Genomic DNA, 9,120 nt, shown 5'->3' on the forward strand with positions numbered 1-9,120 from the left:
TATGCAATCGTAATAACCGGATTTTCTGGCAAATAAAACAGATGGCCTTGACGATTACATGTGACTTTATAATAAATAAATATCAACATATGAAAAAGGTATTATTAGCTGCAGTTTTTTTGACAGGTTTTAGCTACTCTTTTGCACAAGAGTCTAAAACTAAAAGTATTGACCCGAAAGAAAATAAAGATCTGATGATGTGGTATCATAAAGATTTTTCCACTTCAAAAGTGTATGGTGTAAATACAGAAAATGCATATAAATATCTGGAGTCGAAAGGTTTGAAGCCGAAAACAGTAATCGTAGGGGTTTTGGATAGTGGAGTACAGGTAGATCACCCAGGATTGGTGAAAAATATGTGGACAAACCCTAATGAAGTACCGGGAAATGGTAAAGATGACGATGGAAACGGATATATTGATGATATCCACGGTTGGAACTTTATAGGAGGAAAGAACGGTGATATTGGAATTGATAATATGGAAGTAACCAGAGTTGTTGCGAAATATCAACCACTCTTCGAGGGAGATGATTCTGCTAAAAACAAAGCAAATCAAGCCCAAATGCCGGAAGAATTTGCTATGTATATGAAAGCCAGAGAACTTTTCACAAAGAAAAGTATCGAAGCGAAGCAAAACTTCCAAACCTATTCCATGATCAATGACCTTATCCCGAACATGGTAAAGTTATTGGCAGGAAAACCGGTGACAGCAGAAAATATTTCAGCAATTAAAAAGCCTACAGAACAGAAAGATGCAATCGCTTTGGAAATTCTGGGACAGGTATCTCAAGGACCTGAATTTAAAGGAAAATCATCTGCGGAATTTGAAAAATTGATGAAAGAGCAAATGAAAGAGGCCATCGATCATTATGCCCCTTCAGCCAAACAATATGACCTTTCATATGATCCAAGAAAAGAAATTGTAGGAGATAATTATGATGATTATTCTGAAAAGAACTATGGAAATAATCATTATGAAGGCCCTGATGCCGAGCACGGAACACACGTAGCCGGAATCATTGCCGGACTTCCACAAGGAAAGGAAATACAGCATGGTATAGCCTCTAAGGTGGCTAAAATCATGACAGTAAGAGCAGTACCGGATGGTGATGAAAGAGATAAAGACGTTGCCAATGCTATAAAATATGCAGTAGATAACGGTGCAAAAGTTCTGAATATGAGTTTTGGTAAACCGGTTTCTCCAGGTAAAAATGTAGTATGGGATGCCTTCAAATATGCAGAAGATAAAGGGGTACTTTTAGTAAAAGCTGCTGGAAATGAGAATGAAGATGTAGCAGAACATTTGGCATATCCTACAAATTATAAGAACGTTACTGATGAAAAGCCATTTGTTGATAACGTAATTGTGGTTGGGGCAAGTACCAATGATAACAATGCCTTAAGAGCAAGCTTCTCCAATTATAATAAGAAAATGGTGGATGTTTTTGCTCCGGGAGAAAGAATTTATTCTACCGTTAAAGGAAGCAAATACGAATATTTGGACGGAACATCCATGGCATCTCCCGTGGTAGCAGGAGCAGCGGCAGTTTTATTGGCCTATATGCCAAATCTGAAGCCTGTCCAGATTATTGAAGCATTAAAAAAATCAAGCAACCTAAGCCAGTCAAATGGTTTTAATGATTTCTCAGGGGCAGGAGGCGTTATAGATGTAAAAAAAGCAGCTGAATATGCGTATAACAATTTTTATAACGGAACTAAAGCTCCTGTTGTAAAAAAAGCAACTAAAGCTGTTAGAAAATAATTATTAAAAGATGTTTATTGTATCCATTTTCATAATCGAATAATCTGTGGGTTTCGGATGGGAAGCCAGTGTAACAGCATAAAAATGACCAAATGGAAATAGGTTAAAATATTCATTTTTAAATACCTAATAAAGGAGTCCGAATTTTTTCGGACTTTTTTATTTTTAAATTGAAATTTTGGCACGGTTTTTTGTAACTTTATTGTAACAAAATAATAAACAACAAAATGAAAAAGTTACTACTTGCAGGGATGTTAGGAACATCACTTTTTGCAGTGTCTTGTTCCTCTGTGAATAACGCAGCTACGGCTCAAAATCAAAAAGCTGAATTTCTTAAATTAAAAGGAGATTGGCAGATTGTGAGCGTAGATTACGATAAAGGGTATAAAATTAAGCCTTTTGATGAAGGGGCAGATGCACAGTGTTTCGTAGGAAGCCACTGGAGATTGATCCCTAATAACTGGACAGGTGCTTATACCTTGAATGGAGGAGGAAGCTGCCCGGCTATTACACAGCCTATCAAATTTGAAATAAAAAACGGTGATACGTTTATGTTTAAGAAAATTATGGAGGGTACAAAAGCAAAACAAAATACAGCAGGTTATACTTTAACGGTCATCAACCAAAGTACAGACCAGTTCTCTCTTCAGCAAGACGTTCCATTTGAAAATGGAAGTGTAAAAGTTGTTTACAACTTCGAAAGAGCTGGAATGAAATAATTTAATAACATAAAAGATAAAAAAATGAAATTTACTAAAACATACGTAGGAGCTCTGTTCTTGTCATCAGCATTATTATTGACAAGTTGTGACGCTGTTCAAAATTCAAATCACCAACAAAGAGGTACCGCTGTAGGTGTTGCATCTGGAGCTGTATTAGGAGGTATCCTTGGAAACAATGTAGGGAGAGGTGGAAATGGTGCTATTGGTGCTGTACTAGGAGGTATTATCGGTGGTGTTGCAGGTAACGTTATCGGTAACAAAATGGATAAGCAGGCTAAAGATATTAAAGAAACTTTACCAGGTGCTCAGGTAGAAAGAGTAGGAGATGGTATTAAAGTTACCATGAATGAAAGTATTGTAAACTTTGCTTTTGATTCTTCTAACCTTACTTCTGTAGCTCAGAGTAACCTTGAAAAATTAGCTCAGGTATTAATTAACAACCCTGATACCAATATCAACATCTATGGCCACACAGACAGCGTTGGTAAAGATGCTTACAACGTAGCCCTTTCTCAAAGAAGAGCAGATGCTGTAAAAGCTTATCTAGTAGGAAAAGGAATTGCTGGAAGCAGAATGTTCACCAAAGGTGAAGGTAAAAATATGCCGGTTGCAAGCAACGATACAGATGAAGGAAGAGCAAAAAACAGAAGAGTTGAATTCGCTATTACTGCAAATGAGAAAATGATTAACGATGCCAAACAAGGGCAGTAATTAATTTAACATATAAATATTTTCGTAAAAGACCGCCTCGGCGGTTTTTTTTGTATTTTTAGGCTGGCAATTTTGAATTTATTATTTTTGTAATTGAAATAACATAAATGAAGAAATATTTTAAACTGCTCCGTGTGGAGCAATGGGTGAAAAACCTTTTTGTATTTGTCCCTCTATTCTTTTCTGGTAACATTACCAATCTGGATCTCCTTGCCAAAAGTATCTTTGCTTTTATCATCTTTTCGTTAGCAGCAAGTGTCGTTTATATTCTGAATGATTATAATGACATTGAAGCAGACAGAAAGCACCCTGAAAAGAGAAGACGTCCATTAGCAAGTGGTGCAATCTCAAAATCCAAGGCGATAGGAATTCTTATAGGGCTTGTCCTTGCAGATGTTGCCCTTGTGTTTATTGCTCAGCTTTATTTCCATCAGTTCTTATGGAAATTTGGTACCATTATCGCTTTTTATGTGGTGATGAATCTTGCCTATACATTCAGGCTGAAGCATGTTCCGATTATTGATATCTTTATCATTGCCATAGGATTTGTATTGCGAGTTCTTGCAGGCGGTTACATTACCGGGATTAGTATTTCACAATGGGCAATCTTGCTTACGTTTGTATTAGCGTTGGTGCTTGCCATTGGAAAGAGGAGAGGGGAGCTTATCAACGCTCAGGTTTCAGGAAAAACAAGGAAAGCATTGGATGGATATAATGTTCAGTTTGCAGATATTGCACTGTCTATTTCTATAACACTTGCCATTGTATGCTACCTGATGTTTACCCTGTCCCCGGAAGTTCAGGCAAGATTCCATGAAAGAGTTTTTTATACAGTGGTTTTTGTAGTTTTTGCCCTTTTGAGGTACCTGCAACAGACCCTTGTTTACAACAGGACAGAATCTCCCACAAAAATTGTGTATAGAGATCGTTATATACAGGTTACCCTATTACTTTGGGTGGCTGCATTTTTAATTCAAATTTACTTTAAGAAATGAAGCCGAATTTCACACAGAAAGTTACAAACTGGGGCAATTTCCCGGTAGTGGAAAAAGAAATGAGATCTGAAGACAGCTTCAAAAAAATAAAAGAGTTTGTTCTCAATCACAATGAGGTTATCGCAAGAGGAAACGGAAGATGCTATGGAGATGCTTCGTTGGGAGAGACCATATTTTCGACCAAAAAATTAAATAAATTCATCAGTTTTGACCGTTTAAACGGAGTTATAGAGTGCGAGTCTGGAGTATTGCTTTCCGACGTACTTGAAATATCTGTTCCGCAGGGGTATTTTCTTTATGTAACACCGGGAACAAAATTTATTTCGGTAGGAGGCGCTATTGCTTCTGATGTTCATGGAAAAAATCATCATGCAGAAGGTTGCTTTTCAGAATATGTTATTGAATTTAAATTAATGACTGAGAATGGGGAAATCATTACCTGTTCAAGAGAAGAGAATTCTGAGAAGTTCTGGGCTACCATTGGTGGGATGGGACTTACGGGGATTATTCTTACTGCAAAATTTAAGCTTAAAAATATAGAATCTGCATACATCCGTCAGGAAAGTATTAAAGCAGAGAATCTGGATGAGATCTTTAAACTGTTTGACGAAAGTGAAAGCTGGACGTATACAGTAGCATGGATTGATTGTCTTCAAAAAGGGAAAAATATCGGAAGAAGTATCCTGATGAGAGGTGAGCATGCCTTTCAACATGAACTGCCACAAAATATGGCAAGAACTCCTTTAAGATTAAAGAAAAAATTACAACCTACCATTCCGTTCTATTTTCCTGGATTTGTATTGAATGCACTGACGGTGAAAATCTTCAATTGGTTATACTATAAAAAGCAATCTAAAAAGGAGGTAAAGAGCTTTATTGATTATGAAACGTTCTTTTATCCTTTGGATGCCATTAATGAATGGAATAAGATCTACGGAAAGTCAGGATTTATACAATACCAGATGGTTATTCCGAAAGAAGCGGGAAAAGAGGGAATGAAGAAAATTCTTGAGACCATAGCCAATAGTGGGAATGGTTCATTCCTTGCAGTTTTAAAGCTTTTTGGAAAACATAATCCAGAAGCTTATAACTCATTTCCGGTTGAGGGATATACATTAGCACTGGATTTTAAAGTGAATTCAAAACTAAAGAAACTGGTAGATCAATTAGACAGCATCGTACAGGAGTTTGGAGGAAGAATTTATCTTACCAAGGACAGTATGAGCAGATCATCATTGACCAATTACCTGAAAAATATTCAAAATCCTAAATTTGTGTCTTTACAGCACAAAAGAATCATAAATAATAACTCATAATGATAGTTCTGGGAAGTACATCTGAAGTAGCACAGGCATTTGTGGAAAAAGCACTTCAGGAAGGAGAAAAATTTGAAAAAATCTATCTATTTACATCAAGTAAAGAAACTACAGAAAGATTTGCAAGGCATATTGATGTAAAGTTTCTGCAGCAGTCCGAAGTCATAGAACTGGATCTGATGAAGGAAATTGATTATAATAGATTTGATAATATCAATTCAAATGTATTATTTTGTGCCGTAGGATATTTAGGTGATGGAACAGAGGAGGGTTTGTATGATAATAAGAATACAGAGCGTATTATTAATATCAATTACGCTAAGCTGATTCCGTTAATGAATTATTTTGCTCATAAATTTGAAAGCAGAAGATCGGGAACAATCATCGGTCTTTCATCAGTGGCAGGAGATAGAGGCAGACAGAGTAACTTTATTTATGGAAGTGCAAAGGCTGCTTTTACAGCCTATCTGAGTGGTTTGAGGAACTATCTTTTTAGTAAAAAAGTACATGTTCTAACGATAAAACCTGGATTTATGGCTACCAAAATGACAGAAGGATTACCTTTGAATCCTAAGTTGACAGCCACTCCCAAGCAAGCGGCAGCCTGCATTTATAAGGCTTTCAAAAAGCAAAAAGATGTAGCATATGTATTGCCGATTTGGAGTATTATTATGATGATTATAAGGAATATTCCTGAATTTATATTTAAAAAGTTAAAGCTTTAAAAATGAAAAAATTGTATTGTTTTGATTTTGATGGAACCCTGACGTATAAGGATACCATGTTTATGTATCTTAAATTCTATGATTCTACAAAATATAGAATACAATTTTTAAGACATGTCCCTCTTTTTATTCTGTTAAAGCTTAAACTGGCGGAAACAGAAAAAGTAAAGAAAAGTTTTATCGGATCTATCCTAAAGGGCCAGACCCAGGAAAAAATTGAGCTAAAGTCCAAGCAATTTTTTGAACAACATTATCCTAAGATTGTAAGAGAGAATGCCCTAGACTTTATACAAAATATCGATAGGAATAATACACAAAGTTTATTGGTAACGGCTTCATTGGATATCTGGGTAAAACCTTTTGCCGAGAAACTGAAAATGCAACTTGTTTCTACGCGTGCAGAGTTTAAAAATGGTGTTTTCACAGGGAACTTTATCGGTAAAAATTGTAACGGAAAAGAAAAACTAGTCAGGATAAAAGAAGAAATCAATGATTCCAGATACGATAAAATTATCGCATTTGGTGATACTTCCGGAGATAAGCCAATGTTGAAATGGGCAAATGAGGGACATTACCAATTTTTTCACTAATTTTGGGTGATAAAAGTGTAAAAAATGAAAAGCCTGTTAATTGCATTTGCAGCTCTGCTTATGAGCTGTACCAGTGCAACATCATCTCAACAAAAATTGTCTGATATGCAGAAAGATGCAGAACTTATTGCCTCTGAGTCTCAAGGAGGAGCAAATGAAAGTGGCTTTAGAATCATTAAGGACGAAAAAGAATTCCTTACTGCTATAAAGGGAGGTTTTAACTTTGTAGAAGAAGGAAAAGAATCTGCGATCAACTATCCGAAATTTCCTAAAAATAAAAAAGTTGTTTTATATAATTTGGGAAGTTTCAGATCAGGAAGCCATACCATTAATGAAATTAAAAGCATTTCTGTAAAGAATAATGTACTGTATGTAGAAGTTCCGGCAGGAGAACCATCCGGTGGAATGGAAATTCAGGTGCTTTCCAATCCTTGGTTTCTTTTTGCTATTCCTGCAGATTACCAGTTTACCTCCGTAGAATTAAAATATTCAAAATAATAATGGATAAAATATATTTAGATAATGCCGCAACCACTCCGCTTGCAGATGAAGTTATAGATGCAATGGTTGGTACAATGAAGATGAATTTCGGAAATCCGTCTTCAACCCACAGTTTTGGACAGGAAGCAAAAATCCTTATTGAAAATGTAAGAAGACAGGTTGCAGACTATCTTCATGTAACGCCTGCTGAGATCATTTTCACATCTTGCGGAACCGAATCCAACAATATGATCATCAAATCCTCGGTAGAACATCTTGGAGTAGAAAGGATCATTAGCTCTCCTTTGGAACACAAATGTGTCTCTGAAAGTATTTTGGATATGAAAAGCAGAAAAGGAGTAGAAGTAAACTATATCCGTCCTAATGAGAAAGGAGACATTGACCTGAATAAATTAGAAGAACTATTAAAGTCTTCAGATAAAAAGACGTTGGTAAGTTTAATGCATGCCAATAATGAAATTGGAAATATCGTTGATATTAAAAAAATTGCAGCATTGTGTAAAGTGTATAATGCTCTTTACCACTCCGATACAGTAAAGACAATGGCTCACATGAAATTTGATTTTTCAGATACTCTTGTAGATTTTGCTTCTTGCAGTGCTCATAAATTTCATGGTCCAAAAGGAGTAGGTTTTGCTTTTATTAGAAAAGCTACTGGTTTGAAAGGAATTATTACGGGTGGACCTCAGGAAAGAAGTCTGAGAGCAGGAACTGAAAATGTTGCCGGGATCGTAGGCTTGGGTAAGGCTTTAGAGCTTTGCATCAACAATATGGAGGCTTATGCTGCTCATATCAGAGAAATTAAAGAATATGCTATCGAAAGACTATCTGCAGAGGTTCCGCATATTAAATTCAATGGAAGAAGCGGAGAGATGGAAAATAGTGTAGACAGTGTTTTAAGTGTATTGCTTCCATATAAAAATCCTTTGATTGGTCTTCAGTTGGATATGAAAGGGATTGCAATTTCTCAGGGAAGTGCATGCTCTTCCGGTGCATCCAAACCGTCAATGGTTATGATGATGGTCCTTTCTGAAGATGAGATGGATCACTGTACGCCATTACGTATTTCTTTTAGCCATTTGACGACCAAGTCAGATATAGATGCATTGGCGAATGCTCTAAAGGAAATTTCAAGTGATTATACTATAGAAAAAACTAATGTTGAGCATAGATAGTCTTATGATGTAAAAATCGTAATTTTGAGGACTCAATAAAGGGAAAAACAAGAAAATAATATTAATTAAAATAAAAGAAACAAAATGGCTTTAGAAATTACAGACAGCTCATTCCAGGATACCGTTTTAAAATCAGACAAACCAGTATTAGTAGACTTCTGGGCAGTATGGTGTGGACCTTGTAGAACTTTGGGACCAATCATCGAAGAGGTTGCTTCAGATTTTGAAGGAAAAGCAGTAGTAGGAAAAGTGGATGTAGACAACAACCAGGAAATTTCAATGCAATATGGTATCAGAAATATTCCTACTGTTCTTATTTTTAAGAACGGAGAGGTGGTAGATAAGTTAGTAGGTGTAGCTCCAAAAGAGGTAATCGCTGAAAAATTAAGCGCTCACTTATAAAAAAACAATTGTGATAATGAACGCCTTCCGTTATTGGGAGGCTTTTTTTTTGAAAATAATTTGCAGGTAATAAAAAAAGGTGTAATTTTGCAACCACGAAAAAGAAACGAAGTTCTTTAACAAATCAGATCCGGTAGTTCAGTTGGTTAGAATGCCGCCCTGTCACGGCGGAGGTCGCGGGTTCGAGTCCCGTCCGGATCGCAGAAGTTTTATCAATTTC

Annotated in this window: 10 protein-coding genes and 1 tRNA gene; all 11 read left to right on the plus strand. The window is 36.1% G+C overall.

The genetic code is table 11. From position 1 onward, the window contains the following. Nucleotides 1–89 precede the first annotated feature (89 nt). The 11 genes from SCA31_RS20465 to SCA31_RS20515 all read left to right on the plus strand — a co-directional run bounded on the left by SCA31_RS20465 (nucleotide 90) and on the right by SCA31_RS20515 (nucleotide 9,101). Nucleotides 90–1,763 carry a S8 family serine peptidase gene (locus tag SCA31_RS20465; protein ID WP_410698849.1) on the plus strand — a complete coding sequence of 558 codons (1,674 nt, stop codon included), beginning with the start codon at nucleotides 90–92 and terminating at the stop codon, nucleotides 1,761–1,763. 227 nt (nucleotides 1,764–1,990) lie between these two features. Further along, a complete protein-coding gene (locus tag SCA31_RS20470) occupies nucleotides 1,991–2,482 on the plus strand; it encodes a hypothetical protein (protein ID WP_410698850.1) in 492 nt (163 codons plus the stop codon). A 24-nt stretch (nucleotides 2,483–2,506) separates the two neighbouring features. Beyond that, nucleotides 2,507–3,196, plus strand: coding sequence for an OmpA family protein (locus SCA31_RS20475; RefSeq protein WP_410698851.1), 690 nt, complete (start codon nucleotides 2,507–2,509; stop codon nucleotides 3,194–3,196). Nucleotides 3,197–3,303: 107 nt separating this feature from the next. After that, a complete protein-coding gene (locus tag SCA31_RS20480) occupies nucleotides 3,304–4,191 on the plus strand; it encodes a decaprenyl-phosphate phosphoribosyltransferase (protein WP_410698852.1) in 888 nt (295 codons plus the stop codon). Beyond that, the gene (locus SCA31_RS20485; protein ID WP_410698853.1) at nucleotides 4,188–5,507 is read left to right on the plus strand and encodes an FAD-binding protein; all 1,320 of its coding nucleotides are present in this window, start codon (nucleotides 4,188–4,190) and stop codon (nucleotides 5,505–5,507) included. Before SCA31_RS20480 ends, SCA31_RS20485 begins: the two co-directional genes overlap by 4 nt. Beyond that, nucleotides 5,507–6,232: an SDR family NAD(P)-dependent oxidoreductase gene (locus tag SCA31_RS20490; RefSeq protein ID WP_410698854.1), complete on the plus strand. Its 726-nt coding sequence runs from the start codon at nucleotides 5,507–5,509 to the stop codon at nucleotides 6,230–6,232. The genes SCA31_RS20485 and SCA31_RS20490 overlap by 1 nt, the downstream gene beginning before the upstream one ends. A 2-nt stretch (nucleotides 6,233–6,234) precedes the next feature. Then, a complete protein-coding gene (locus SCA31_RS20495) occupies nucleotides 6,235–6,822 on the plus strand; it encodes an HAD family hydrolase (RefSeq protein WP_109620445.1) in 588 nt (195 codons plus the stop codon). 24 nt (nucleotides 6,823–6,846) lie between these two features. After that, a complete protein-coding gene (locus tag SCA31_RS20500; RefSeq protein WP_410698855.1) occupies nucleotides 6,847–7,320 on the plus strand; it encodes a hypothetical protein in 474 nt (157 codons plus the stop codon). Between the two features lie 2 nt (nucleotides 7,321–7,322). Continuing rightward, nucleotides 7,323–8,498: a cysteine desulfurase family protein gene (locus tag SCA31_RS20505; protein WP_410698856.1), complete on the plus strand. Its 1,176-nt coding sequence runs from the start codon at nucleotides 7,323–7,325 to the stop codon at nucleotides 8,496–8,498. A gap of 84 nt (nucleotides 8,499–8,582) precedes the next feature. Next, the gene (trxA, locus tag SCA31_RS20510) at nucleotides 8,583–8,900 is read left to right on the plus strand and encodes a thioredoxin (protein WP_027374941.1); all 318 of its coding nucleotides are present in this window, start codon (nucleotides 8,583–8,585) and stop codon (nucleotides 8,898–8,900) included. 127 nt (nucleotides 8,901–9,027) lie between these two features. Further along, nucleotides 9,028–9,101 (plus strand) — tRNA-Asp (locus SCA31_RS20515). Nucleotides 9,102–9,120: the final 19 nt, after the last annotated feature.

Source organism: Chryseobacterium sp. SIMBA_028 (genome assembly GCF_046535285.1).
Taxonomy (GTDB): Bacteria; Bacteroidota; Bacteroidia; order Flavobacteriales; family Weeksellaceae; genus Chryseobacterium.